Raw genomic sequence first — 25344 nt, forward strand, 5'->3', positions numbered from 1 at the left:
TCCGGGCTTTCCCGCGACATTGGCGCGGTTGTCATGGGCAAGATCTACGAGAAGCTGGCGGACGACAAAGCGTCTGTCACGGACCTCGAGAAGAACTTGACCACGGTGGAAGAGCTGGCTGCCGACAAGCGCCAGCAACTGACCATCGGCCTGACCGTCGCGGCAATCGAGGGCCTTGACGTACGGAACCTCGTGACGCTGTGCAAGTACCACAAGCTGGACCTGCGCCAGCACTGGACGCTGCAGAAATCCAAGGACTTCCTGGAACTGCTGACCAAGTCCGAGATGAAGGTACTTGCCGATGAGCTTGGCATTCGTAAAGCACTCGGTGACAACTTCGCCAAGGTCTTCAATAAGTCCAAGCCGGAACTGATCGAGGCACTCCTCAACGTCGAAGGTTTCGACTACGCGGGCAAGCTGCCTAAAGTCCTTTGCTTCTGACCGCCACGCCGCGGCCAGCTTTCCATTCTCTTATCCCATCTTCTAAGGATCTACCCATGTTTCAGGAACTTGTTCCACTCGTCGCCGCGTGCGACAAGGTTGTGCTCACGCTGTCCATGAAGGGCGACGTGATGGCAGTGGTTGTCGCGCCGGTAGTTTCCAAGGCCGCAGATGCGGCGTTGGCAACGCCTCTCGCGCTCACCGCCTCGCCGGCGGAGCTCGATGAGGGCTTCGCCCAGGCCATCGCTTCGGTGTCGGTGACGCACCGCTCGCTCGCCGAGCAGGTGGAGGCTACCGCTTCCATCCTGAAGGCTGCGGCCAGCGCCCAAACTGCCAAGGCACAGAAAGCGCTGACGAAGGCCAACGGTAAGGTCGCACCGACTTCGCCGTCGAACGATGACGACGACGAGGAGTCTGCTGGCAGCGCGCCGGTTGACGATGACGGTAGTGGCCAGGCTCCGGTCACAACCACACCATCGTCTGCCGCGCCGGCCGGTACCAATCTGGCCGATCTGCTGTAACGGAAAGGAGACGCAATATGAGCCTGACCGTCCAGCAATTGACCCGCGAGTTCACGTACAACGGCATGACGCTGCCGGACCCTGGCTCGGCATTCACGCCGGACCAGGTGCGCGACATGTACACCGCCCAGTACCCGGAACTGACCACCGCTACGGTGGATGGGCCCGAGCACAACGGCGATACCGCGCGCTACAAGTTCGTCCGCGCCGCCGGCGCCAAGGGTTGCCATGCGTAAGCGTGACTTAATGAAGGCCCTGTCCAGTCCGGACTTTGGCCTTTCCTCCACGAAGCCGCCCGAAGGGGCGGTTTTTTTTAACTCTCCGGAGATGGCATCGTGCTGTTCGATCCTTGCACCTTTGATGACGGCGTCCTTTCGGACGTCCCCGGGTGGACGCCATCGCGACAGCATCCCGCTGCCCGACGTCGATCTGCCAATGGTTTTTTGACACTACCGACGCTGCCAGCCGATATCCCCGCGGGCGGCAAGCTGCGACATGACGAAGGACCGGACGGCCTGGAGACCATCCAGGCCCAGTTCGAAGTCGGCATACTCGCGGCGCGTGATGTGAAGAGCGCGGTCAGCGCAGGGGATGCCTTCGCGCAGGCCATGTTCGCGTGGCTGCGCAGGCGCACCCCCAGTTGCAAGCGGTTGAACTTCACATTTGCTCTGCTGGACCAAGTTGCCGCGAGGGAGCAGGTCGAACAGTTCGGCTGGGATGACAACCTCGAAGCGCCGCTGTACCTGGCGATCGAGTTGCCCTGCGAACAGCTGTTCGAGATCGGGGAGCGTGCCGACGTCATGCGGCGGGCACACCCCTCATTGCTCTATACGGCGATGAATCTGGTCAGTACGGCCGCAAGCCGCTCGCTGTTTATTCGCACCCCGGATGAACTGGCGGAAATGTTCGCTCGGTGGCACTGGGATTACGACGCCAGAATGAGCGACGAAGAAGCGAGGGCGTTCCTTGAGGAGCGGTTCGGCGAAGGGGATAGCGATATCGAGCGCTATCTGCCGACCAACGTGTTGCCGCTGCTCGCCCCGGACGACGTCGTTCCCAAGGGCCGGCGGCTCGATAAGCGTAACCGCGTCAGGCGGCTGCGGCGCTCGGAACTGGCATCGCTGGCGGTGCGCACTCGGGGCTTGCCCCGGCGAATTTGTCGCGAACTGGTCAATCTGCAGATAGTCCTGGCGCGGTGCTCCCGCTACCGCATCCTCAAGACCTCCCAATGGGCCGAGCCCGCGTACTCCGCGGCAACCATTGCGATGTGGTCTGGCCACTGGGTCGGAGAAATTCTTGACGACCACTTTGAATGCCTGAGCAACGCCGGAGACTGCACGACTTACCAAGTGCTGATCCCTGTAGCAAGCGAGCCAAAGGCCATTCGCCGGCAGTTCAAGGAACTGGCCTGCATGTTTGAAATCATCGCGGCACTCGACCGCGTCCTCACCTTGATATCCGAATAGGAGGCCTATGGCCGGAATTGTGGTTGGAAGTCAGTCCCATGAGGTGGCCCTGCAAGGGGCCATTTTGCTTTATGGCCGCCAGGCCGGGGAATTCTCGTATGCCACCGCACACCAGATCGTGACGGATGAGCAGACGGGGCGCCCCGTCATTGGGGCAGGCGTGCCCCTCAACCGGCGCGCACTGATACACGCGGTCCGCCAGGTTGCGGAAGAAGCGCTGCCAAAAGGTGAGTTTCTAACGCCGAACGTTCTGTCCATCGGGCCACATGCCATCACGTGGTGGTACCCGCCGGCACAGCGGCGCGTGTTCTTCTCGTGCGAAGAGCTTGGCGAGCGTAGCGCCGTGGTCCCGCACCCTGGTCTGGTTTTCCAGGCATACGCCTCTGGCTTTCGCGTGTTCGCTTTGATGCAAGACGAGCGGCCCACGCCGGGGACGGTGCTGTATGAGCCGCCTTACTTCAACACGTGGGATCTGGGAAAGATTTGCATCGGTTCCGCACATGTACCGAAGCAGATTGATGTGGCGTCGATCGCCGGCTGGGAAGAAGCCTTCTTCTCGTCGGCCTTCACCCATCCCAATCACGGCGGTAAGCGGGTGGACTACCAAGACGGTGTATTTGCGTTCTGGCGCGACATGCTGGATGGGAAGTTCCCTTCCTATCCGAAGCACACGCTCATTCCTATGAAAAAGACTCTCGGCAATCTGATTGCCGGGACTATTGGAGAATAGTCATGCATCCTATGGATAGCACATTGCAGCAATCGTTTCCCACCGTGATGGTTCCGCGTTTCGGTGACCTGGCGCCGATGGAAGGCGCCGGCGAGCGGCTACTGGCCGCCGAAGACGGTATGTTTCTGGAAGTGTCGCGGCCGTGGCTGCGGCTCGTCCGGCAGATCGGCAAGTACCACGTTAAGACAGCCGTGCCATATGGCCTGGTTGCCGAAACCACGTACCTGCGCTGCGGGAAGATTCCTGTTCACTTGATCGGCGCGTTCGCGGAGATGGCGAGGGCAGCGATGCCCAACGAGACCGGCGCCTGGGTTGTGTGGAACACGGCAAGCCGGGACTTCCGTCTTGCGCCCGTGATCATCCGATCGCAAGGATGCGGACACCTTGAGTACGACCGCCCCGCGCTGGCCGCCGACGAGTTCCTGGTGTTGGACTGCCACTCTCACGGTGCCCTGCCGGCGTTCTTCTCGTCGCAAGACGACAGGGACGACATGCACGACGTGAAGTTTGCGTTCGTGATTGGCAACTGTGGCGCGGACGTTCCCTCGCTCGCGCTGCGTCTTAGTGCGAAAGGGATCTTCGAGGAGAGTGAGAGGGTCCCGAGTGACTGGTATGCAGCAACGAGGAGGGCAGGTTGATGACGTTCACCCACCGCATTCCCGATTCCATGCTCGAAGACTCGTGGCGCGTCGTGGTGGTTGGCGCCGGCGGTACCGGCAGCGCTCTACTGCCCAATCTGGCAAGGCTGCATCACGCCATGCTGGAACTGGGGCACCCGGGCGGCATCGAGTGCATCGTCTTCGATGACGACACGGTCAGCGAGACGAACGTTGGCCGGCAAGGCTTCTATCCAAACGACGTTGGCCAATTCAAGGCGACGCTGCTGGTGAACCGCCTCAATGCGCTCATGGGTACCCGCTGGGTTGCCCAGACGCGGCGGATCGCCAGTACGGACCGACTGGACTGCGATCTCGCGGTGGGCTGTGTGGATACCCGCGCGGCTCGCAAGGCCATTCTGGGTGCGGTCAGTCGTGGCAGCGGCGGTTACTACCTGGACTGTGGCAATGAGACCGACAAGGGCCAGGTGATCCTGGGGCAGGTGGGCAGCAAGATCGCTCAACGCCTTCCTCATGTGGGCGACCTTTTCCCCGATCTCTTGAATCCCAAGGGAGACAAGGCAGACACGGCGCCTTCCTGTTCGATGGCCGACGCACTGCGCAAGCAATCGCTGGTCATCAATCAGGCGATCGGCGTCCAAGCCTTCAATTTGCTGTGGGCGCTCTTTCGGACCGGCACGCTGAAGTATTCCGGCGTGTTTGTGAACCTGGAAGCTGGGCGCACCAATCCTTTGCCCGTTGATCCAGCGGCCTGGGCCCGATTTGGTTACGAGCCAAAGCAGCCCGCGGCACGTAAGCGAGCAAAGAAATGAATCGTCCCGGTCGTCCGACCGGGCGCATGCTTGAAAACCGCCCCCCAGAAGCCTCCGCGCTTCTTGGGGGCATTTTTTTTTGGGGGTGATCTGCGAATTGCGGGTTCGGGAGCGTCACGCTGCCAGGCTGGCGCGCAAGAGTGAGGCGGATGGCCGCGTTCGACCCTTCTCGGTCAGTCGACAGCGTAGCCGGGGATGGATCCAATGGACGACAATCACCACTCCCCTTCATCTTCGGGAGCGACCGCTAATGAGTCCAGAACAGTCTAAATCGGCAGGTGGGTGGTCTGCTTGATCCGCTTGAGTGGGATCTCGGTTTCCACATTGCGTACCCCTTCGATCTTCGTAAGTATCTCCATCTGAAAGCGCTGATAGTCATCGAGATCTTTTGCGATGACGCGCAGAAGGTAGTCATAGCTCCCCGCCATTAGATGGCACTCGAGCACTTCGGACGCATTTTCGATTTCCCGTGCGAAGTGCTCCACCGTCGCCTTGTCCTGACGCTCCAAGGTGACTCGGACAAAAGCAGTAAATTTCAAATCGACGGCTGCAGGGTTCAGCAGTGCGACGTAGCCGGCAATGACGCCTTGTTCTTCGAGCAGGTGAACTCGGCGCAGGCAGGGTGTTGCGGAGAGCCCAGCTTGCTCCGCGAGCTCAGCATTCGTCTGGTTCGAGTCGCATTGAAGGGCGCGCAGGATACGCTTGTCGATCGCGTCAAGCTTAGCTGTCATATCTGACTATGATAGTGTCTATTCGTAGATAATAACTCCAATATCCACATCGAGGGTAGCCAAAAACGCAGCCATTCTCCACCGCGGTATGTCCATAATTTGACTACGCGGGGCCGCCTGCAAAACATGCCGACGTCGCAAAAAGCGCCGCTCGCCGGTGGCCCCGCCCCACTCAGGAGTTGATTATGCAGCACATATCATGGCTGCCATTCGTGGCGACTTCCCTTCTCATCATTCTTACACCGGGACAGGACATGGTCCTCGTGATGTCCCGCGCGCTCTCCAAAGGAACCCGCTCCGGCATTGTCACCGCGGCAGGCGTTAGCGTCGGGTTGACGGTCCACACAATGCTCGCGACTCTGGGCTTGGGCGCGCTGCTCCAGGCATCCGAATGGGTGTTCACCGGGCTGAAATTGGTCGGCGCGCTCTACCTGTTGTGCTTGGGCATTTCGCTGTTTCGTTCATCGGGCGAGTTTGCGCTGTCGCACAGCCACGGCGCTTCCGAGTCAGCGCTGCGTGCCTTCACACAGGGTGCGCTATCCAATGTGTCGAATCCCAAGATTGCGCTCTTCTATCTGGCTTTTCTGCCGCAGTTCGTTTCCGCCGACGCGACGCATCCAACGCTTTCTGTCTTCATGCTAGGCCTCGCCTTTGCTTGCTTGACATTTCTTGTCAAAGGTCCGGTGGCAGTGTTCGCGGGGTTGCTCTCGAACTGGTTTCGCCAGAATCCCCGCTTTCTCACGAGGATGCACCGAACAAGCGGTGTCGTAATGATAGGGCTGGGACTGAAGCTGGCGTTTGAGTCGCGTAACTGAGTGCATTTGGCAAGCGCATTGCCGGTGCAGGCGAGATCGCTGTAGAAAACGACCAAGCGGCTTTGTCGCGAGTAGCAAGCCCGGTGAGCGTTTCGGTTACCTTCGCCGCAATTTTCGGTCCTCCTCCTATTCCGGTATCCCGCTTACATTTTTCTCCAAACCGGTGGGTACGCTGCGGAGCGCTTCAAAGCCCCATCTCATTGCCGTAAATCTGACGTTGGGAAATGTCCCGACCAGCCCATACTTGCCGAGCTCGTCGTGGCAAGAGTCATTCGGGAGTTAATGCATGAAGGAAGCGGGAGTTAATGCATGAAGGAAGCACCAAATTTTGGCAAGCGGGTCTCCCGCGAGCTTTCGCTGTGGGCACCCGGCGATATTCCACTTGTTGTTCCCGGTATGGACTTGGTCATGGCCGTCGTAGCGTCGGCAAAGCAAGAGATGCATCAGTTCATCGATGGCGACATCATCGTATTTGCGCAGAAGATTGTTTCGAAAGCGGAAAATCGGCTGGTGAATCTGGACGATGTCCGTCCATCACGTCGTGCACAAGACCTTGCCACAATCTCTCACAAGGATGCGCGCCTGGTGGAAGTCATATTGAGTGAGTCCAGCGAGGTGGTCCGCTGCGTACCAGGGCTGATCATCGTCCGCCACAAACTGGGCTTTGTGGTTGCGAACGCTGGGGTCGACCACTCGAATGTCTCCGGTCCGCGGGACGGCGACTGGGTGCTGCTGTTACCCGAGAAGCCAGATCAAAGCGCAGAAAGGTATTGCCTGCGCCTGAGAGAGGAAACGGGTGCAATGCTAGGGGTCGCCATCATCGATAGCTGGGGACGTGCATGGCGGATCGGCACCTGCGGCGCCTGCATTGGCGCATATGGTGTCCGAACGGTGGCGGACCTGCGTGGAAAACCGGACCTCTTTGGCAGGACGCTGGAAACAACGATTGTGGGTGTAGGCGATGAACTGGCCGCGGCAGCGTCGCTGCTGATGGGCCAGTCATCTGAGGGCGCACCGATCGTCGTCGTGCGCGGTAGCGGCCTGCTCGTCCAAGCTAGCAATGCTAGTGCTCTTGTACGCTCGCGAAACGAAGACTTGTTCCAATGAGCAGAAAGATTCTTCTTCTGAGTGGGGGTGTAGGCGGGGCCAAGCTGGCCGAAGGTATGGCGCAAGTCGTTCCGCCGGATGATCTGACCATCGTGGTGAACACAGGCGACGACTTCAGGCATCTGGGGCTCAAGATATGTCCGGACCTCGACAGTGTTCTCTACATGCTCGCCGGACTTGCCTCGTCCGAGCGTGGCTGGGGCCGCACCGACGAGACCTGGAACTGCATGGATGCCCTGCGGCAACTCGGCCCGGAGGCCTGGTTTCAGCTCGGCGATCGCGACATTGCATTGCATCTGCATCGCAGCATAAGGCTGGCCAATGGCGACTCGCTTGAGAGCGTGACTGCGGAAGTTGCCAGCCGGCTGGGTGTGCGGCACAGGATCCTCCCCATGACGGAGGGGCGAGTCAACACATGGGTCGAGTCCGGGGAGGAGCGATACGCGTTCCAAGACTACTTCGTCCGAATGCGGTGCGAACCGAGGGTTACAGGGATTGACTATGAAGGTGCGGATGACGCAGTTCCGACGCCCGAGTTTCGGTCCGCACTCGAAGATCCACAGCTCGGCTGCATTGTTATTGCGCCATCCAACCCTGTGCTGAGTATAGGCCCGATCCTTGCGTTGCCGCGGATTCGGTCCACTATCAAACTCCTGACCGTTCCGGTAATTGCCGTGTCGCCAATCATAAACGGCGCTGCAGTGAAGGGCCCGGCGGCCAAGATCTTGCAGGAACTCGGCATGGGCGCGAGCGCAGAGGCTGTGGCTCGCTACTACGGGCAACTTGTCGACTACTTTGTGGTTGCCCCTGATGATGCTGGAAACCCTTGGGATTGTTCGTCCCAGCGGAGAGTGGCCAACATCCTAATGTCGAATGCGCACGATCGTCGAAGCGTCGCTCAGACCTGCATCGACATCATGGACGCGCATTTCGCCTAGCGCAGCGCGATCAATACGTGAGAGAACGGAGCAACTAGATGAAGAACACGCCACGCCAATCAACGAAAGTGGCAATCATTGGAGATAGTGCGGTCGCGGTAGGGGTCTGTGGCTTGCTACTGACCGCAGGCTATGAGCCCTCTCTCGTTATGCCTGTCTTGAGTCCAACTTTGACCAGGGAGGTGAACAGCGGCCTCAGGAGTGCTCGAGTCACGCGCCCGAGTTGGTCTAGGGATGTCGTTTGCTACGCCTCGTTGCAGGAGGGCGTGGAGGCTCTGGGCGATGCCGACTGGATTTTTGAGGCGTCTTGGTTCCCCCTGGAGAAAAAGCAAGCGCTATTTCGTTACATCGAGGCAGTCAGGAAGCCAACTTGTGTGGTTACGACCGATGAGTCCGTCTACACGACCAGAGAACTCACTGGGGTCTTTGGCCAGCGCTTCCAGAACCACTTCGCCGTGACACATTTTTTTGTGCCGGTTGAGAGGCTACCACTCATCGAACTTGTCTTCAGCCAAGCTGTGCCAGAGCGGATCCGCACGCTGTTGGAAGATATCTGCCGGGAGGATCTGAAGCGAACGGTGCTGTTCGCGCCGGATACCGGCGGCTTCATTGCGAACCGAATAGGCATGTACTGGGCTGCAATGTCCGCGACCGAGGCTATTCGACTTGGCATCCCTGTCCACGAGGCGGATGCCGCATTGCGGGAAGCATGCAATGTGCCGCGAACTGGTGCGTTTGGATTGATTGACCTGATCGGGCTTGAAGTATTCGGGGACATCCTGCGAACGATGGGGGCGCAACTCGACAGCGCCGATGACATCCACAACTACCAGATGCAGAGCAGTGCTCTGTTTCAGCGCATGATTGATGCCGGGCGGCTCGGTAGCGCGACCGGGACGGGTTTCTATGACTATGACGAGTTTGGCAGGGCACGCAGTAGTCTGAACCTTCGCACCGATTGTTATGAGCCAGTGCCCGATGCGGTAGCAAGTACCCAACACGAAGTCGGCAGCCGGGAACGGATCGCAGAGTTCAAGCGGACGGTGTGCTTGAAGCTCGACGGCTACGTGCGGGACTTCTGTGAGAGAAGCGATGTCGATATCCAGGCGATCCATACGGCCATGCGAAGCGGCTACGGATGGAAGGTATAGGCGGCGGGATCGACACTGAGTACAGCAGTGGCAGGAGAGGCTCCGTCATTATGTCAACGTCATGTTCTCACTATTTTCACGAAACGATTCGCGGGGCGAAGCGCCGCGGTCTTGATGCTGCTTGGCTGATGGCCCAAGTCGGACTCACTGGCGAACAGATTGACGACCCGCTATGGCGCGGGAGATCGGAAGACCTCGCACGGCTGGTTCAACTGGTCTGGATCGGACTGAATGATGAATTCGTGGGACTTACCGAGCGACCCTGCAAGACTGGGATCTTCGCATTGATGTGCCATTGCATCATTACGGAGGATTCCCTCGAACAGGCGCTGACCAAAAGCGTTCTCTTCTACGACCTGGTTACGGACCAGGTGACGTTCTCGCTGGATGTCAAAGATAGAGAGGTCGAACTAAGACTGTACCTAAGGCGCCCGGAACTCGATCCGAATCATTATCTCGTTGAGTTCCTTCTATCGATCTGGTATCGCTTGATTGGATGGATGGGTGGAATTCCCGCCCCTCTGAATTTCGCGACTTTTTCGTATCCGAAGCCCGAGACGTACTTCGACGAGTTCAAGTACATGTTCCCGTGTGACTACGAGTTCGATGCGGCATATACGAGCTTGGTTTTCGATCGATTGCACCTCAAGTTGCCCATCGTGCGCACAAAACAGGAGCTCAAGCAGTTTCTGTCGGTCGCCCCCTTGGGCTTCATGACAATACCTGCTGATGTGACGAGCTATGCAAGACGGGTAAGGACCTTCCTGCTCAAGGAACGACGCCTTCCTCTCGAGTTTCCTGATTTCGTCGACGTCGCCATGCAGTTCAATATGACGGAGCCAACGTTACGGAGAAAGCTGCAGCAGGAAGCGACCTCCTACCGCGCAATCATCGAGAACATTCGCCGGGACCTGGCGGTACAGAAGTTATTGAAGGGGGCGAACTCCGTCAGTGAAATAGCTGAGCTTCTTGGCTATTCGGAGACGCGCGCATTCACGAGGGCGTTTCGTGATTGGACTGGATTGAGTCCTATTCGGTACCGAGAAAGGTTTAGACAACACATTTCAGGGGTCGCCGTCGAACAGAATCTATAACGACTGTCATCCGAGCAAGCTGAAGATTGCAGGCCATCCATTAAGGGTGGCTTTTTATTTTCTTCTGATAGGTTAAAGAATTCGAGCTGATGATCGATTTGGTGATTTTTATTGGAACTTTCTGTCCTGCAATGATCAGATCTTGATCTGTAATCTCTAGTTTCATCGTCGTCCTTCAATTGATCGGGACTTCGTCAGGCAGCATAAGGGGACAGTCAAGTGAATGAAAAGAATCGGGATCGAGAGCCGCTCGACGCGGTCGAAGCGATCAGTATCGATGAGCTTCGGAATTTGCAGTTGGAGCGTCTCAAGTGGTCGCTGCAGCATACGTACGACAACGTCCGCCTCTATCGGAAGAAATGCAAGGCGGCAGGTGTCCACCCCGAAGAACTGAAGACGCTTTCGGACCTGCGCCACTTTCCATTCAGCGTCAAGCAAGATTTCCGAGACGGCTATCCCTTCGGGATGTTCGCTGTGCCGATGGACCGTGTGGCACGTATCCACGCTTCCAGTGGTACAACCGGCAAGCCGGCGGTAGTCGGTTACACAGCAAGGGACATTGCGACATGGGCGGACATTGTCGCCCGATGCCTCCGTGCCGCAGGCGGAAGGCGCGGCGATATCGTCCATAACGCCTTCAACTACGGCCTGTTCACGGGGGGGATCGGTTCGCACTATGGTGCGGAGAAGCTGGGCTGCACCGTCATTCCCGTCTCCGGCGGGCAGACCGAGAAGCAAGCACGGCTCCTGCTGGATCTGCAACCCACGCTAATCATGGCGACACCGTCGTACCTGCTCACGATCATTGACGAAGTGGAGCGACAAGGGATCGACCCGGGGCAACTGGCGCTGCGGGCAGCGCTGGTCGGGGCAGAGCCATGGACCGAGGCGATGCGTAAGCAGATCAACGCACGACTCAACATCCGCGCTCTGGACTACTACGGCATATCGGAGGTCATGGGACCTGGTGTGGCGGCGGAATGCATCGAAACCGAAGACGGACCCACCCTGTGGGAAGACCATTTCTATCCGGAAATCGTCGATCCCGAGACAGGGGAGGTGTTACCGGAGGGCAGCGAAGGCGAACTGGTCCTGACGTCACTGACAAAGGAAGCGCTTCCGATCATCCGCTATCGAACGCGAGATCTCACTCGGCTTCTTCCGGGTACGGCGAGAGCGATGCGACGGCTGGCGCGGCTGACGGGACGGTCAGATGACATGCTGATCATCCGCGGCGTGAACGTATTTCCCTCGCAGTTGGAGGAACAGATTCTCACGATTGCAGATCTCTCCGGACATTACCAAATCGAGATCACGCGTGAGGGCACGCTCGACAACGTCACGATTTATGCCGAGGTTACCCCCGGCAGGGTCATTGATCGCGAGGCCGTCATTTCGGAACTCTCCCGAAAGATCAAAACCTTTGTTGGAATCTCAACCCGTATTGCGCTCAGAGAGCCGGGAGGCATCGAGCGTTCCCAGGGCAAGGCTATCCGCACCGTTGATCGCCGCAAGCTCTGAACAGCGCCTTTGGTCGCCGTTCATTTCACCTATTTCAATTCCCATTCGGAGAAGAAAATGAAAGTTGAAACCCTCCTGCCCCTGGGCAAGGTCGACCCGGGCTTGCGTGCGCCTGACAAGCCCCTGGATCTGCACTCGGTTGCTCATGATGCACAGATCGTGGAGAAGCTTGGCTATGACGGTCTGATGACCGAAGAGACCAAGGACGATCCCTTCGTGATCATGGCACTGGCTGCGCAAGCGACGAAGACCCTGAACATCGGGACCGCCGTCGCGATTGCCTTTCCGCGCAGCCCCACGAACATGGCGTTGAGTGCCTGGACGATCCAGAAGCTCTCCCACGGGCGCTTCACGCTCGGCCTCGGCCCGCAGGTTCGTGCTCACATAGAGCGTCGCTACGGCATGCAAGCGCATCCCGCCGGGCCCTGGATGCGCGAGTACATCCAGGCCGTCCGTGCGGTCTGGGATTGCTGGCAGAACGGTGTTCCGCTTAAGTTCGAAGGCGAGTACTACAGGATGGATCTGATGGTGCCGCTGTTCAACCCGGGTCCGCTGGAGAACCCCAACATCCCGATTCACGTGGCCGCCGTGAACCCCGTGATGTGCAAGGTTGCAGGTGAAGTGGCTGATGGCATCCGCCCGCATCCGGTTTGCACGCCTTCGTATATCGAGCAAGTCATGCTGCCTGCAGTGCGTGAAGGTGCGGAAAAGAGTGGTCGCAGTCTCAACAACTTCAGCGTCAGCATGAAACCGTTGGTGGCCGCGGCACCGGACGAAGAGCAACTGCAGCCGAAGATCCGGGACGCACGGGCACGCATTGCCTTCTACGCCTCGACGCCGGCCTACGTGGGCGCCTTCGAGCATCTTGGCTTGCAGGACTTGGTTGCCGAAGCCAAGCTGCTATCGCGCGCCCAACGCTGGGAAGATCTCCCCGCACTGATCTCCGATGAGGTTCTTGATCAATTCGCCGTCATAGGCACTTATGACAAGGTCGGAAGGAAGTTGGTCGAGCGCTTCGGCAAGGTCGTGACGAACTCCGAATTCTCGATTCCAGTTCGCAATGACATGGAATTCGACGCGCTCGCGCAGCTTGTGCATGACATCAAGGCGGACAGCGAGGCCGCGGCGCGTTCGACCATCCTCGGCCAGAACGCCTGAGGTTTCGAAAGACAGAGAGGATATCTATGTCTGCATACTCACTAAGTATCGATGCGGATCGGATTGCGACAGTAGTCTTCGACATGACGGGGAAGGTCAATGTCATGAATGAAGAGTTCATGGCCGCGATGGAAGAACTGATGGTTCGCCTTGAGTCGCAGGCTCACACGCTCCGCGGGGTGATCGTTACGTCGGGGAAGCCGACATTCTTTGCCGGTGGTGACCTGTCACTCATGTTGCGCGCCGAGGCGGGTCAGGAGGCTTTTCTCACCGACCATTTTGACACACTGAAGAGCTACTTCCGACGCCTCGAGAAGCTGCCGTGTCCGGTAGTTGCGGCGATCAATGGGACGGCACTGGGCGGAGGCTACGAGTTGTGCCTTGCATGTCATCACCGGATCGTGCTGCGCAATGCGCGGACACAGATCGGCCTTCCTGAAGTCGAATTCGGCATTCTCCCCGCGGCGGGCGGAGTCATCCGGCTGTCGTATTTATTGGGGCTGTCCGGGGCGCTTCCATACCTGCTTGGTGGCAAGAAGGTTGACGTCCAGACCGCATGGGAGCAAGGCTTGGTGGATGAGATTGCGCAAACTCCCGAGGAGATGATCGAGAAGTCCCGTAGCTGGATCCTTGGGGCGACTCCGCAGATTCAGCCGTGGGATGCGAAGCCGCGCGTTCTCTATTACGAGAAATCCGAGCAGGCCGAAAGCCTGGCCGTTCAACTCGTGGAGAGGGAGTACGCCGAAGCTGCAAAGAACAACCAGGCCATCACGGAGATTCTTGACATCGCACGTCTCGCTTCGTCAGTCGACGTTGATGAGGCGCTGGCGGAAGAGACTATCGCCTTCGTTCGGCTCGTGATTTCCGATAACGCTAAGCAGCGCATTAGCCAATTCTTTCTGGCAAATCGCGCAAAAGAGCGACACCTGATCAAGGTCTGACCATGAAGACACATTTGAAAGTCGCGATTGTCGGGGGCACCGGCGCGCTTGGCTCCGGTCTGGCGGCTCGCTGGGCCGCTGCCGGTCACCATGTGCTGATTGGTTCCAGACGCCTGGAAGGCGCGCAAGAAACTTGCCGAGCTCTCATCGAATCCGGGGAAAAGCGCTCGAGTGGCCCGTTGCATATCTCCGCTGGCTTGAACGCCGACGTGGCGAGGGACGCGAATATCATCGCCGTTGCCGTACCGTTCGAACAGCAAAAGAGCACGCTCGAGTCGATCCGTGACGCCGTCCAGGGGAAGGTCGTGATCGATACGACCGTGCCGCTAGTGCCGCCGAAGGTTGGCACGGTGCGCATCCCCGAGATGGGCGCGGCGGCGGTATCGGCCAAGGCCACGCTCGGTGATGGCGTGAAGGTCTTCTCCGCCTTCCACAATGTTGCCGCGGAAAAGCTGCGATCGATGGAGACTCTGGATTGCGATGTTCTGGTTTTTGGCGAGGACAAGGACATGCTCCCTGTCGTGTCGTCGTTGGTTGAGGACGCGGGCATGCGTGCGATCCACGGCGGCGGTCTTGCGAACTCCATCGCTGCGGAGGCGTTGACCTCGGTGCTGATCACAATCAATCGGCAGTTCAAATGCCAGGCAGGCATTCGGATTGCTGGCGTCGCCTAGGAGACGAAAATGGAGGTCATCGTCCCGATCAAGCGCTTTTCATTAGGAAAGCAACGGTTGGCTGACCGCGTATGCCCCGACCTCCGGCGAGAGCTGTGTCGACTGATGGCGGAATGGGTAATGCGCGAATTGGCGCGGACTCTCTCGGTCCGTCGCGTGACTATTGTCACCGCAGAGCCGGCATTGCTTCCGACGATTCGCGGCTATGGTTATGACCTCCTTCTCGAACACCCGACCGCGTCTGATCTGAATGGATCGGTTTCCGCCGCGCTGGAGCGGATTGCCGTTGGCGGCGCACAGGATGCGTGTGTCGTGCATTCCGACCTTCCGTTGTTCACAACGGAAGCGTTGCAGAGAGTCATCGAGGCGCATCAGGCAGGGCGGCCCAGACAGATTAGCCTGGTGTCGGATCGGTTCGGCCACGGAACCAATGTTCGTCTGTGCCGGCCGGTGTCGGCCGTCGGCTGTGCGTACGGAAGATCCAGCGCTTACCACCACGAACTTGCTGCGCGGGATAGCGGGGTGGCTTTCAGGCGCTTGTCGTCGGCCACGCTATCCCTTGATCTCGACACATACGAGGATATCGCCTGCGTCTTGCGTGCTATAGAGGAAGTCCCGCTGTCCAGGATTCCTCCCGTTGTTTCCCTGCTGAGCAGCTTGGCTCTAGGGGTGTCTTAGATCGGAGTATGTAATGGAAGCCAAGAAACCTTATGCGCGTTCTATCGCGCTAGCCCGGCTTGTGATCAATGGCCATTGCCTGTCCAGGACGGAATTGTTCGCCCTGAGCAGGTTCAGCACGGAGGAACTTGCAGCAGCAGCGTGCATGGTACGTGATGCCGGCTTCTCCGACGTAGTCACATATTCGAAGAAGGTCTTCGTTCCTGTCACGCGACTGTGCCGCGATGTCTGTCACTACTGCACGTTTGCCAAGACTCCGCGGCAAGTGGCCTCGCCCTACATGGCGGAATCGGAAGTCATTGCCGTCGCGAAGGCGGGGAAAGCCGCCGGCTGCAAGGAAGTCCTGCTGACCCTTGGCGAGCGACCAGAGTTGCGCTATGACGTTGCGAAGCAATGGCTGGCCGAGCGCGGCTTTGCGTCGACCGTCCACTACGTGGCGCACTTGGCCCGGCGGATCGTTGAGGAGACCGGTCTACTGCCGCACGCGAATCTGGGAACACTGACTGCCGATGAGTTGGCCCTGATTCGTCCTGCCTGTCCATCCATCGGCATCATGCTCGAGTCCTCGTCGGCCAGGCTGTGCGAGCCCGGCATGCCCCACCACGGCTCTCTGGACAAGCATCCGGAGGCGCGCCTGGCGACACTGCGCCTGGCAGGCGAGCAGAAGATCGCAACCACCAGCGGAATCCTGGTCGGCATTGGTGAAACGTTGGAAGAGCGCATCGACTCTCTGCTCGCGCTTCGCGCCATTCATGATCGTTACGGGAACATTCAGGAAATCATCGTCCAGAATTTTCGTGCTAAGCCAGGCACGAAGATGGCGCTTCATCGTGACGCCGTGGAGGACGAGTTCCTGCGGGCGGTGGCTCTCGCTCGCCTGGTGTTTGACTCATCGGTGAGCGTGCAGGCCCCTCCGAACCTTAGCCCGCAGGCCCTTCGTGCGCTATTGAACGCCGGAATCAATGACTGGGGCGGGGTGTCTCCTCTGACACCGGACCACGTCAATCCCGAAGCCCCCTGGCCGCATCTGGAAAGCCTCGCTAAGCAGACGGGGGCGGCGGGGAAGGTGCTCGTGCCGCGCCTGACCATCTATCCACGATTCCTTGAGCACCTCGATACCTGGGCTGACGCTCGCTTGCACGCGGCGCTCCTGAAGCACCAGGACGCTCACGGCCTCGCACGGGAATCGGAGTGGATGGCAGGAGGCGCGACTCCGCCGTCAGCGGCGGACATCGCGATGCTGGCAGCGTCCGGAAATCAGAAACCGTCCCGCGAGATCAAAGCGATCGTTGAGAAGTGCTACGCAGGCCTTGACCTTGCCGAATCGGACGTTGTGAGGCTGTTTGAAGCGCGCGGCGATGACCTCGCCTATGTCTGTGCACGCGCCGATGACTTGAGGATGGCTGTGAACGGCGAAGCGGTCAGTTACGTCGTGACGCGCAACATCAACTACACCAACGTTTGCAGCTTCGGATGCAAGTTCTGTGCATTCTCGAAAGGAAAGAGCAACGAAGAGCTCCGCGGCAAGCCTTATGACGTCCCAATGAGTGAAATCGCCCGGCGGACTCGGGAAGCTTGGAAGCGCGGCGCGACGGAAGTCTGCATGCAGGGGGGCATTCACCCGGACTATACCGGTGCGAAGTATCTCGAGATCTGCCGGACCGTTAAGGATGCGGTGCCGGAGATGCACATCCATGCGTTTTCCCCACTGGAGGTGCATCAAGGTGCCACAACTCTCGGCTTGTCTGTGGAGGCATTTCTACAGGAGCTCAAGGTTGCCGGACTGAACACCCTGCCGGGTACTGCAGCGGAGGTTCTGGACGACGAGGTCAGGGAAATCATCTGTCCGGACAAGCTGACCACAAAACTATGGATCGACATCATCGAGACGGCGCATCGAGTCGGCCTGAAGACAACGGCGACGATCATGTTCGGTCACGTTGACCGGCCGGTGCATTGGGCGCGTCACCTGCTGGCGATTCGGGCGCTTCAGCAGCGAACCGGCGGCTTTACCGAGTTCGTGCCGCTGCCGTTCGTGGCTCCTGAAGCGCCAATCTACAGGAAGGGACGGGCAAGACCTGGTCCCACCTTCCGTGAAGCTGTCCTCATGCATGCGGTGGCGCGACTGACGCTCAATCCTTACATCACAAATATCCAGACGTCCTGGGTCAAGCTCGGGCGGGAAGGCACGAATCGTTGCCTCGACGCCGGTGCCAATGATCTCGGGGGGACGCTGATGAATGAGTCGATCACCCGGGCCGCTGGCGCGGTCCATGGACAGGAGGCATCTCCGGAAACGCTTGAGCGTTGGATCGTCGAGACTGGGCGCGAACCGCTACAGCGAACCACGGCGTACGGTCGATCGTCACCAGAGCGGCGCGCGGCGTCTTTCGGAGCAGCGCCGGTGATGGCAATCGTGACACCGCCCCCGGTCCGACGGAGGAAGGTGAATGTGGACGCCAGAGTGGAAGAATCAATCAGCTAAAGGGGTAGGGGTTCGATGGACTTTTTGACAACGCCAAGAGTGATCTTGAAAGCGGGCGCCACTTGCGAACTGGCGCCCGTGCTAATCGAACGCGGCTACTCGCGCATCCTGGTCGTCACGGATCACGGTGTCGTGCGGGCCGGCATTGTCGGCCCGATGATCGATGCACTCAAAGGGGCCGGACTTGATATAGCGGTGTTTGACCAGGTTGAACCCGATCCACCGGTCGCAGTGGTGAATGCCGCCGTGGAAGCAGCATCGGACAGCGTCGATTGCGTCATTGGGATCGGTGGCGGAAGTACGCTCGATACGGCCAAGCTGGTGGCCTACCTACTCGCGTCGCCCTGTGATCCTGAGACTATCTTTGGTGTCAGCGTAGCCGCGGGTGACCGGCTCCCATTGTTGCTGGTTCCCACTACCGCGGGAACCGGATCGGAAGTGACGCCCATCGCCATCGTAACCTCGTCCAGTGGGGAGAAGAAGGGAATTGTCGCCCCCCAACTGCTGCCGGATATCGCAATCCTCGATCCGCTGAATACGCTGACCATGCCACGCGCAGCCACGGCGGCGACGGCTATCGATGCAATGGTCCACGCAATAGAGGCATACACCGGGAAGCTTAAGAAGAATCCATTCTCCGACGCTCTGGCGCGCGAGGCGTTGCGTTTGCTGGTCGATAACCTGCCGATCGTCCTATCGCAGCCAGAGCACCTTGAGGGACGGTCAAATATGTTGCTTGGAGCCTGTCTGGCGGGCATGGCATTCGCGAACTCGCCAGTTGGAGCCGTGCATGCCCTCGCATATCCCCTGGGGGCCCGTCACCACGTCGCGCACGGACTGTCGAACGCTCTCATGCTGCGTGTCGTCATGGACTTCAATATGGGGAGCGCCGGGAAGGCCTATGCGGAACTCGGTGACTATCTCGGTAAGCACGGCGGCGGCGCAAAGGGGCTGCAACGAGCGCTGGATGAGCTGCTTGTTGGCTCTGGCCTGCCAGCCTCTCTCAGTGCGGTCGGCATACGCCCCATTGACTTGCCGCTACTCGCCAATGACGCGATGCAGCAGCAGCGCCTGCTGATCAATAACCCCAGAAACGTGACCTACGAAGACGCTCTCCACCTCTACGAAGCCGTCCTTTGAGCCTAGGAATAACTTGACCAGATCATGATGCTAAACAACAAGTCACTGCTTCGCCGCCAATGCTACGTCAATGGAAGATGGCTTGGCGACCCAGCCATCAGCGTACGCAATCCAGCGACGAATGAGGAGATCGGTTCCGTCCCCCGGTTCGGAGCGGAAGAGGCCGAGACGGCTGTGTGCGCCGCACACGCGGCATTTCCCGCATGGGCCAGGCGTACGGCACGCGAGCGTTCCCAGGTATTGCGGAAGTGGTTCGAGTTGATAGTTGAGAACCGGGACGACCTAGCTCTGCTGATGACGCTGGAGCAGGGCAAGCCGCTACCCGAAGCGCGCGGCGAGATCGAGTATGCGGCGAGTTTCATCGAATTCTTCGCTGAGGAAGCGAAGCGGATCTACGGCGAGACGATCCCCGGCTTCCGGAAGGACACGCGAATCATCGTGACCCGCCAGGCCGCCGGCGTTGTCTCCGCCATCACACCGTGGAACTTTCCGGCCGCAATGATCACGCGCAAATGCGGTCCCGCACTGGCTGCCGGTTGTACGGTGGTTGTCAAGCCGGCCACCGAGACGCCGCTCACGGCATTGGCACTGGCGAAACTTGCCGAGGACGCTGGAGTACCGCCGGGTGTACTGAACGTCATTACCGGGTCATCTGCGGCCATCGGTGAAGTGCTGACGCGTCACCCGTTTGTGCGGGTGCTGACCTTCACCGGCTCGACGGACATCGGCAAGGTTCTGATGAAGCAGGCCTCCGACGGTGTAAAGAGAGTCGGGCTCGAACTGGGAGGGAACGCGCCTTTCATCGTCTTCGATGACGCGGACCTGGATGCGGCGGTAGAGGGCGTAGTGCAATCGAAGTTCCGCAATGTTGGCCAGACATGTGTCTGTGCCAATCGCATCTATGTGCAGGACGCAATTTATGAGCGGTTCACGGACAACCTGGCGGAAGCCGTCGGACGATTTACGATCGGGCCTGGCGAGCGCGAAGGAGTTACGCACGGGCCGCTGATCAACGGCGAAGCTGTTGCCAAAGTGGAGGAGCACATCGAAGACGCCTGCGACAAGGGGGCTAGGGTCGTTGCAGGTGGCCGCAGGCATAGCCTGGGAGGCAACTTCTTCGAGCCCACTGTTCTGGCAGATGTCACGTCGGACATGCTGATCGCTCACGAGGAAACCTTTGGTCCCGTGGCTGCGCTCTTAAGGTTCCAGGACGAGGCCGAAGTGGTCGCCTCAGCCAACGACACCGAATTCGGTCTGGCAGCCTATTTCTACACGCGGAATCTTGGCAGGGCGTTCCGGGTTAGTGAGGCACTCGAGTATGGGATCGTTGGGATCAACTCGGGGTTGGTGAGCTCCGAGGTCGTTCCATTCGGTGGATTCAAGGAATCCGGCCTGGGACGCGAGGGCTCGCGTCACGGTGTCGAAGAGTATCTGGAAATGAAGTATTCCCTCTTTGCCGGCCTGGAAGGCTGAGCGTCCCTCGACCGCCGGGCGATTCGGTCCTGGCGGACAAACCGGAGCTGTAATGTTGAAAAAGGCAAGCAGCGAAGTGCCGTCGAGTTTCCCCTACAAAACCACAATCACAACGCGATGGCACGACAACGATGTCTATGGACACGTCAACAACGTCGTCTATTACGCGTACTTCGATACCGTCGTCAATCGCTTTCTGATTCAGCAAGCCGGGCTCGATATCCATGCGGGTGCTGTTATCGGTCTGGTCGTGGAGTCGGTGTGTAAGTACCACCGTCCGCTCTCGTTCCCGGAGCCGGTCCACGCCAGGATGCGCGTCGGAAAAATCGGCAACTCGTCGGTTCGATTCGAGATTGCGCTCTTTTCGGATGGCGGCGAAGCCGCTGCCGCGGAAGGCCATTTTGTGCATGTATACGTCGATCGGGAGACACGCAGATCGGTGCCGCTTCCGCCGGGAATGCGTGCGGCGCTTGCTGCGTTGCAGGCGCGATCTGAGTTCTCGCCTCCCGTTACTCGAAGCCCGCTTGGATTGGAGCCGGTATGACTGATGTGGTGGTACTTTCGACGGCCCGCACGCCAATTGGGAAGGCCTTTCGTGGTGGCTTGAACGCCACCAGGTCTCCATCGCTGATGGCGCACGCCATCAGGCATGCCGTGGCCCGCTCCGGACTTGAGGCGGAGCGCATCGAGGATGTTGTGGTCGGAACCGTTCTTGGCGCCGGCACTGCGGGATCCAATGTCGCGCGCTTCGCATCGTTTGCTGCGGGCATCCCGGTGCAAGCATCGGCGCAGACAGTTGATCGTCAATGCGCATCGGGGCTCGTGGCGATCAGCACCGGCGCAAAGCAGATCCTCTGCGATGGCATGGAAGTCGTGGTGGCGGGGGGGCAGGACAGCATTTCCCTGGTCCAGGGACGGTACTTCGACTGGGCCGCCGAGGAAGCTGACCCGGCTGCTGTGAAAGCGGTTCGCAATGCGTACATGCCTATGCTGCAAACTGCCGAGTTTGTCGCAAGCAAATACCGCATCACGCGTGATGCTCAGGATGAGTACGCGTTGTCTTCACAGATGCGTACCGCGTGCGCGCAGAACCTCGGATATTTCGACAGGGAAATCTGTGCAATCTCCACCGCAACGGCGGTGGTCGACAAAGATACCGGCATCTCGCGTCTTCAAGGCATTGACATCGTCAAGGACGAGGGTTGCCGTCCTGAGACGACGATGGGACAGCTCTCAGGCCTTAAGACGGTTCTGACTGGTGGCACGGTTACCGCTGGGAACGCCAGCCAGCTTTCCGATGGCGCGAGCGCGTGCGTGCTCGCACGTTCCGACGTGGCCGAGCGGCTCGGGCTTTCACCGCTGGGCATCTACCGTGGCATCGCCATTGCGGGAAATGCGCCCGAAGAGATGGGCATCGGTCCTGTATACGCGGTGCCGAAGCTGTTGCGCCGATTTGGGCTCAAAGTGGACGACATCGGCCTCTGGGAACTGAATGAAGCGTTTGCTTGCCAGGCGATGTATTGCCGGGATCAATTGGGAATCGATCCGGAGCGCTTCAATGTGAATGGCGGGGCGATATCGGTGGGGCATCCGTATGGAATGACCGGTGCACGGCTGGTCGGGCACGCGCTCATCGAGGGGGCGCGGCGCGGTGTTCGCTATGTCGTGGTGTCAATGTGCATTGGGGGAGGGATGGGCGCAGCGGCTCTCTTCGAGGTTTGTTGAGCGTCGTTGATATGCGCCCTGGTGCCATAGCGCCGCGAAACGACCTGATTGGTTCATCCGGGTGTTGGGTAGTGGGCGTGTGGTTGGTGGCTGTTTTTTTGAAACCTATAAATACGGAGGCGACTGTGAATGATCACGATCTGATGGCTTTATACGAAACGTCGGATTTCAAGAGGCTTAAGCGGAAAAAGAACGCATTCAGCCTGGTACTGACCATTGTTATCCTCGGGCTGTACTTTGGCTTCATCTCTACGGCGGCGTTCTATCCGGAGGTCCTGGCGAAGAGCGCCTTTGATGGTGCGCTTAGCATCGGGCTCGTTGGGGGAGTATTGATCATCCTTGCGGCGATCATCCTCACGGGACTGTATGTGTGGAATGCAAATGCGAAGTTCGATCCCGTCATCGCGAACCTCATCCGGGAGACCCAGAAATGAATTCGATGGCATTTGCTGTCATTGCCTCGCTCCTGATGGCTTCCAGCGCCGGTGCGGCGGTTCCCATCCAGGCCGAGGCGACTTTAGGGGGGGGCGTGAACTGGACGGCTATCACGATGTTCCTCCTGTTCGTCATGGTGACCCTCGGGATTACACGCTGGGCTGGCAAGCGCACGAAGAGCGCGTCTGACTTCTACGCGGCCGGGGGCGGAATTTCCCCGTTGCAGAATGGTTTGGCGATCGCAGGGGATATGATCTCGGCCGCGTCGTTTCTCGGCATCTCCGCGATGATCTTTGACAAGGGATTTGATGGGCTCTTGTACGCCCTGGGCATCGTGGCGGGGTGGCCGGTGATTCTGTTCGTCGTGGCCGAGCGCCTCAGGAACTTGGGGAAGTACACCATTGCGGACGTCGTGTCCTACCGCCTCGCACAGGCACCGGTGCGAATTGTCGCGGCAACTGGCGCCCTGACCGTCTCCGTCCTGTATCTCGTCGTCCAGATCGTTGGGGCCGGAAAGCTCATCCAGTTGCTGTTCAATGCAAACTACCTGTCGGCTGTCGCAATTGTCGGCGTGTTGATGGTCATGTATGTCATGTTCGGGGGGATGCTCGCGACGACTTGGGTGCAAATCATCAAGGCCGTTTTGCTCTTGTCTGGGGCGACATTTATGGTATTCATGGTACTGAACAAGTTCGGATTCAGCTTCCAGTCGCTGTTCTCAGGGGCAGTCAGGACTCACGCCAATGGTGCGGCTATCCTGCGCCCGGGTGGCCTAGTCTCCAACCCAGTCGATGCCCTGTCGCTGGGCATCGGCATGATCTTTGGGACGGCGGGACTGCCTCACATCCTGATGCGGTTCTTCACGGTCGATGGAGCAAAGGCCGCACGCAAGTCGGTGTTCTATGCGACCGGTCTGATTGGCTACTTCTACGTTCTGGTGCTGGTGCTCGGCTTCGGAGCGATTGTCATCCTTGGGGCGGATCCGGTGTACCGCGATGCGACCGGAAAACTCATCGGCGGCAGCAATATGGTAATGCTCCATCTGTCTCGCGCGATCGCAGGCGATCTGTTCCTCGGTTTCATTTCGGCCGTTGCGTTCGCGACGATATTGGCTGTAGTTGCGGGATTGGCCCTCTCCGGCGCTTCCGCCATCTCCCACGATCTCTACGCAACGGTACTGCGGAAGGGGCAGGCGAGCGAACGCGAAGAGATTCGTGTGTCGAAGATCTCTACGCTCGTGATCGGGGCGATTGCGATTGTGCTGGGTGTGTTGTTCGAGCACCAGAACATTGCTTTTCTCGCCGGACTCGTTCTGGCGATCTCGGCGTCGGTAAATTTCCCGGTGCTGTTCTTGTCGATGTACTGGCGGGGATTGACTACCCAAGGGGCGGTGTTCGGAAGCCTTACCGGTTTGTTGGCATCGATCGGCCTTCTTGTCGTCGGGCCGACGGTTTGGGTCGACATCCTTCACAACAAGAAGGCCATCTTTCCTTATGCCAATCCCGCACTGTTTTCCATGACGCTGGCGTTTATTAGCACCTGTCTCTTCTCCGTCATAGATCGCTCAAGCCGGGCAGACAGCGAGCGGCAGCGCTACTTGGGCCAGTTGGTCAGGTCGATGACGGGTATCGGAGCATCGAGTGCAAACCTGAAACACTGAGCGGGAAGCTATCGTCACCATGCCCCGTACCCGATCCGTCGACCACGAGACGCGGCGCGAGCAGATCCTGCACCTCGCTGCGGCGAAGTTTGCAGAGTCAGGCTATCCGAGCACGTCGATGACAGAGATTGCGAGCGCCAACGAGAGCTCGAAAGCACTCCTGTACCACTACTACGAGAGCAAGGAGGCCATTCTGTTCGACCTGCTCGACCGTTACACCAGTCGCCTGATGTCCATTGTCGTTGAGATCGAGGGAGCGTCTCAACGTCGGGAACTAAGTGGTCGGGACGCGTTCGGAGAACTCGTTCGCGCATTCTTGAAGGAATATGAGGCGTCATTCAGCAGGCATGTCGCCCTGCTGAACGATCTCAAATACCTCGGAGATGCGCAGCGACAAGTGATTGTCGGCCGGAAACGGGCCATTGTGACGAAGCTCGCGCGTCAGATCGAGCGAGCATATCCGCAGACATCGTCTAAGGTGAATCAGACTGCTGTAGCGATGATGATCTTCGGTATGATCAATTGGACGTTCACGTGGTTACGGCCAGGCGGACCGCTTAGCTATCTTGAGTTCGCGGATCAGGTCATCGATCTTGTCGAGAATGGCCTGGGATGAGGCAGAGCGCCCGCGGGATGGCGGATCCTATAGGGCGTGGGAAATGCGCAAACAAGCATTCGCCGTGTGTCCGCTTTCCAGCCTAAACTGGTCAGCCTGCAAGCAGCCGAGTCGGACTGCTTCTGGGCGACTTGAGTGAATCAGTGCTGAAAAGTTGAGTGACGCAAACTGGCATGCGGCCCGCCGCTGAACACAACCGAGTGTTCCTCCCGGACAGGTCCCCGTAGGGCAGAAGACGACCCATTTGCGCCGTTCGAGTTTACGCCGACTCAACGGCGGAAATCGAAGTCAACCGGCCATTCGCGCACCCCACCGCGCACCAATCCACCCAAGTTAAGCAGCCCCAAAAAAGCTGCGATTGATCAACGCAAGGTATTGACAGGCAAGGAGATTTGAGCGGCCGCCGCCCTGCTTG

At 59.1% G+C, this 25344-nt stretch carries 25 protein-coding genes and 1 pseudogene; 25 read left to right on the forward strand and 1 reads right to left on the reverse strand.

Annotation, left to right across the window (positions count from 1 at the left end; all coding sequences use genetic code 11):
- The 7 genes and pseudogenes from ACYP5B_RS43235 to ACYP5B_RS43265 all read left to right on the forward strand — a co-directional run.
- A pseudogene (locus ACYP5B_RS43235) lies at positions 1–441 on the forward strand (PRTRC system ParB family protein); the annotation flags it as partial.
- Positions 442–497: 56 nt separating this feature from the next.
- Positions 498–962 carry a PRTRC system protein E gene (locus ACYP5B_RS43240; RefSeq protein ID WP_459573697.1) on the forward strand — a complete coding sequence of 155 codons (465 nt, stop codon included), beginning with the start codon at positions 498–500 and terminating at the stop codon, positions 960–962.
- Between the two features lie 17 nt (positions 963–979).
- Positions 980–1198 carry a PRTRC system protein C gene (locus ACYP5B_RS43245; RefSeq protein ID WP_447430481.1) on the forward strand — a complete coding sequence of 73 codons (219 nt, stop codon included), beginning with the start codon at positions 980–982 and terminating at the stop codon, positions 1196–1198.
- Between the two features lie 99 nt (positions 1199–1297).
- Positions 1298–2428, forward strand: a complete 1131-nt coding sequence (locus ACYP5B_RS43250) for a PRTRC system protein F (RefSeq protein ID WP_459573699.1) — start codon at positions 1298–1300, stop codon at positions 2426–2428.
- Between the two features lie 7 nt (positions 2429–2435).
- Positions 2436–3158, forward strand: coding sequence for a PRTRC system protein B (locus ACYP5B_RS43255; protein ID WP_459573700.1), 723 nt, complete (start codon positions 2436–2438; stop codon positions 3156–3158).
- Positions 3159–3160: 2 nt separating this feature from the next.
- Positions 3161–3796 (forward strand): PRTRC system protein A, encoded by a 636-nt coding sequence (locus ACYP5B_RS43260; RefSeq protein WP_459573702.1) that lies wholly within the window; start codon positions 3161–3163, stop codon positions 3794–3796.
- Positions 3796–4587 carry a PRTRC system ThiF family protein gene (locus tag ACYP5B_RS43265; protein WP_459573703.1) on the forward strand — a complete coding sequence of 264 codons (792 nt, stop codon included), beginning with the start codon at positions 3796–3798 and terminating at the stop codon, positions 4585–4587. Before ACYP5B_RS43260 ends, ACYP5B_RS43265 begins: the two co-directional genes overlap by 1 nt.
- 266 nt (positions 4588–4853) lie before the next feature.
- On the opposite strand, the gene ACYP5B_RS43270 is transcribed toward ACYP5B_RS43265, so the two are convergent.
- Positions 4854–5318: an Lrp/AsnC family transcriptional regulator gene (locus tag ACYP5B_RS43270; protein WP_459573704.1), complete on the reverse strand. Its 465-nt coding sequence runs from the start codon at positions 5316–5318 to the stop codon at positions 4854–4856.
- 185 nt (positions 5319–5503) lie between these two features.
- Between ACYP5B_RS43270 and ACYP5B_RS43275 the strand changes: the two genes are divergently transcribed.
- From ACYP5B_RS43275 to ACYP5B_RS43360, 18 genes are all read left to right on the forward strand, one after another.
- Positions 5504–6133, forward strand: coding sequence for a LysE family translocator (locus ACYP5B_RS43275; RefSeq protein WP_459573705.1), 630 nt, complete (start codon positions 5504–5506; stop codon positions 6131–6133).
- 309 nt (positions 6134–6442) lie between these two features.
- On the forward strand, positions 6443–7240 hold the full coding sequence (gene cofE, locus ACYP5B_RS43280; RefSeq protein ID WP_459573706.1) for a coenzyme F420-0:L-glutamate ligase: 798 nt from the start codon (positions 6443–6445) through the stop codon (positions 7238–7240).
- Positions 7237–8178: a 2-phospho-L-lactate transferase gene (gene cofD, locus ACYP5B_RS43285; RefSeq protein ID WP_459573707.1), complete on the forward strand. Its 942-nt coding sequence runs from the start codon at positions 7237–7239 to the stop codon at positions 8176–8178. The genes cofE and cofD overlap by 4 nt, the downstream gene beginning before the upstream one ends.
- A gap of 149 nt (positions 8179–8327) precedes the next feature.
- The gene (locus ACYP5B_RS43290) at positions 8328–9329 is read left to right on the forward strand and encodes a 3-hydroxyacyl-CoA dehydrogenase family protein (RefSeq protein WP_459573725.1); all 1002 of its coding nucleotides are present in this window, start codon (positions 8328–8330) and stop codon (positions 9327–9329) included.
- 50 nt (positions 9330–9379) lie between these two features.
- On the forward strand, positions 9380–10423 hold the full coding sequence (locus tag ACYP5B_RS43295; protein ID WP_459573708.1) for an AraC family transcriptional regulator: 1044 nt from the start codon (positions 9380–9382) through the stop codon (positions 10421–10423).
- Between the two features lie 219 nt (positions 10424–10642).
- A complete protein-coding gene (paaK, locus tag ACYP5B_RS43300) occupies positions 10643–11944 on the forward strand; it encodes a phenylacetate--CoA ligase PaaK (RefSeq protein ID WP_459573710.1) in 1302 nt (433 codons plus the stop codon).
- A gap of 57 nt (positions 11945–12001) precedes the next feature.
- A complete protein-coding gene (locus tag ACYP5B_RS43305) occupies positions 12002–13102 on the forward strand; it encodes a TIGR03617 family F420-dependent LLM class oxidoreductase (RefSeq protein ID WP_459573711.1) in 1101 nt (366 codons plus the stop codon).
- Between the two features lie 26 nt (positions 13103–13128).
- On the forward strand, positions 13129–14043 hold the full coding sequence (locus ACYP5B_RS43310; protein ID WP_459573713.1) for an enoyl-CoA hydratase/isomerase family protein: 915 nt from the start codon (positions 13129–13131) through the stop codon (positions 14041–14043).
- Between the two features lie 2 nt (positions 14044–14045).
- Complete coding sequence (npdG, locus tag ACYP5B_RS43315; RefSeq protein ID WP_459573715.1) at positions 14046–14717, forward strand: NADPH-dependent F420 reductase; 672 nt, start codon at positions 14046–14048, stop codon at positions 14715–14717.
- 9 nt (positions 14718–14726) lie between these two features.
- Complete coding sequence (cofC, locus tag ACYP5B_RS43320) at positions 14727–15395, forward strand: 2-phospho-L-lactate guanylyltransferase (RefSeq protein WP_459573716.1); 669 nt, start codon at positions 14727–14729, stop codon at positions 15393–15395.
- Positions 15396–15408: 13 nt separating this feature from the next.
- Positions 15409–17880: a 5-amino-6-(D-ribitylamino)uracil--L-tyrosine 4-hydroxyphenyl transferase CofH gene (cofH, locus tag ACYP5B_RS43325; RefSeq protein WP_459573717.1), complete on the forward strand. Its 2472-nt coding sequence runs from the start codon at positions 15409–15411 to the stop codon at positions 17878–17880.
- A gap of 15 nt (positions 17881–17895) precedes the next feature.
- Positions 17896–19020, forward strand: a complete 1125-nt coding sequence (locus ACYP5B_RS43330; protein ID WP_459573718.1) for an iron-containing alcohol dehydrogenase — start codon at positions 17896–17898, stop codon at positions 19018–19020.
- A gap of 21 nt (positions 19021–19041) precedes the next feature.
- On the forward strand, positions 19042–20493 hold the full coding sequence (locus tag ACYP5B_RS43335) for an NAD-dependent succinate-semialdehyde dehydrogenase (RefSeq protein ID WP_459573727.1): 1452 nt from the start codon (positions 19042–19044) through the stop codon (positions 20491–20493).
- A gap of 52 nt (positions 20494–20545) precedes the next feature.
- On the forward strand, positions 20546–21037 hold the full coding sequence (locus tag ACYP5B_RS43340; protein ID WP_459573720.1) for an acyl-CoA thioesterase: 492 nt from the start codon (positions 20546–20548) through the stop codon (positions 21035–21037).
- Entirely contained in the window at positions 21034–22218 is a 1185-nt protein-coding gene (locus ACYP5B_RS43345) for an acetyl-CoA C-acyltransferase (RefSeq protein ID WP_459573721.1), read from the forward strand. Before ACYP5B_RS43340 ends, ACYP5B_RS43345 begins: the two co-directional genes overlap by 4 nt.
- Before the next feature lie 125 nt (positions 22219–22343).
- Positions 22344–22652, forward strand: coding sequence for a DUF485 domain-containing protein (locus ACYP5B_RS43350; protein ID WP_459573722.1), 309 nt, complete (start codon positions 22344–22346; stop codon positions 22650–22652).
- 5 nt (positions 22653–22657) lie between these two features.
- The gene (locus ACYP5B_RS43355) at positions 22658–24313 is read left to right on the forward strand and encodes a cation/acetate symporter (RefSeq protein WP_459573729.1); all 1656 of its coding nucleotides are present in this window, start codon (positions 22658–22660) and stop codon (positions 24311–24313) included.
- A gap of 19 nt (positions 24314–24332) precedes the next feature.
- Positions 24333–24929, forward strand: a complete 597-nt coding sequence (locus tag ACYP5B_RS43360; RefSeq protein WP_459573724.1) for a TetR/AcrR family transcriptional regulator — start codon at positions 24333–24335, stop codon at positions 24927–24929.
- Positions 24930–25344 lie beyond the last annotated feature (415 nt).

The organism is Cupriavidus sp. 8B, assembly GCF_054589115.1.

Bases quoted from the DNA above. Each gene is read 5' to 3' on its own strand.
- ACYP5B_RS43245 (WP_447430481.1), top strand. From the start codon at position 980: ATGAGCCTGACCGTCCAGCAATTGACCCGCGAGTTCACGTACAACGGC.
- ACYP5B_RS43330 (WP_459573718.1), top strand. From the start codon at position 17,896: ATGGACTTTTTGACAACGCCAAGAGTGATCTTGAAAGCGGGCGCCACT.
- ACYP5B_RS43310 (WP_459573713.1), top strand. From the start codon at position 13,129: ATGTCTGCATACTCACTAAGTATCGATGCGGATCGGATTGCGACAGTA.
- ACYP5B_RS43265 (WP_459573703.1), top strand. From the start codon at position 3,796: ATGACGTTCACCCACCGCATTCCCGATTCCATGCTCGAAGACTCGTGG.
- ACYP5B_RS43360 (WP_459573724.1), top strand. From the start codon at position 24,333: ATGCCCCGTACCCGATCCGTCGACCACGAGACGCGGCGCGAGCAGATC.
- ACYP5B_RS43240 (WP_459573697.1), top strand. From the start codon at position 498: ATGTTTCAGGAACTTGTTCCACTCGTCGCCGCGTGCGACAAGGTTGTG.
- cofD (WP_459573707.1), top strand. From the start codon at position 7,237: ATGAGCAGAAAGATTCTTCTTCTGAGTGGGGGTGTAGGCGGGGCCAAG.
- npdG (WP_459573715.1), top strand. From the start codon at position 14,046: ATGAAGACACATTTGAAAGTCGCGATTGTCGGGGGCACCGGCGCGCTT.
- cofC (WP_459573716.1), top strand. From the start codon at position 14,727: ATGGAGGTCATCGTCCCGATCAAGCGCTTTTCATTAGGAAAGCAACGG.
- cofH (WP_459573717.1), top strand. From the start codon at position 15,409: ATGGAAGCCAAGAAACCTTATGCGCGTTCTATCGCGCTAGCCCGGCTT.
- ACYP5B_RS43340 (WP_459573720.1), top strand. From the start codon at position 20,546: ATGTTGAAAAAGGCAAGCAGCGAAGTGCCGTCGAGTTTCCCCTACAAA.
- ACYP5B_RS43255 (WP_459573700.1), top strand. From the start codon at position 2,436: ATGGCCGGAATTGTGGTTGGAAGTCAGTCCCATGAGGTGGCCCTGCAA.
- ACYP5B_RS43345 (WP_459573721.1), top strand. From the start codon at position 21,034: ATGACTGATGTGGTGGTACTTTCGACGGCCCGCACGCCAATTGGGAAG.
- ACYP5B_RS43355 (WP_459573729.1), top strand. From the start codon at position 22,658: ATGGCATTTGCTGTCATTGCCTCGCTCCTGATGGCTTCCAGCGCCGGT.
- ACYP5B_RS43275 (WP_459573705.1), top strand. From the start codon at position 5,504: ATGCAGCACATATCATGGCTGCCATTCGTGGCGACTTCCCTTCTCATC.
- ACYP5B_RS43295 (WP_459573708.1), top strand. From the start codon at position 9,380: ATGTCAACGTCATGTTCTCACTATTTTCACGAAACGATTCGCGGGGCG.
- ACYP5B_RS43290 (WP_459573725.1), top strand. From the start codon at position 8,328: ATGCCTGTCTTGAGTCCAACTTTGACCAGGGAGGTGAACAGCGGCCTC.
- ACYP5B_RS43260 (WP_459573702.1), top strand. From the start codon at position 3,161: ATGCATCCTATGGATAGCACATTGCAGCAATCGTTTCCCACCGTGATG.
- cofE (WP_459573706.1), top strand. From the start codon at position 6,443: ATGAAGGAAGCACCAAATTTTGGCAAGCGGGTCTCCCGCGAGCTTTCG.
- ACYP5B_RS43305 (WP_459573711.1), top strand. From the start codon at position 12,002: ATGAAAGTTGAAACCCTCCTGCCCCTGGGCAAGGTCGACCCGGGCTTG.
- ACYP5B_RS43270 (WP_459573704.1), bottom strand. From the start codon at position 5,318: ATGACAGCTAAGCTTGACGCGATCGACAAGCGTATCCTGCGCGCCCTT.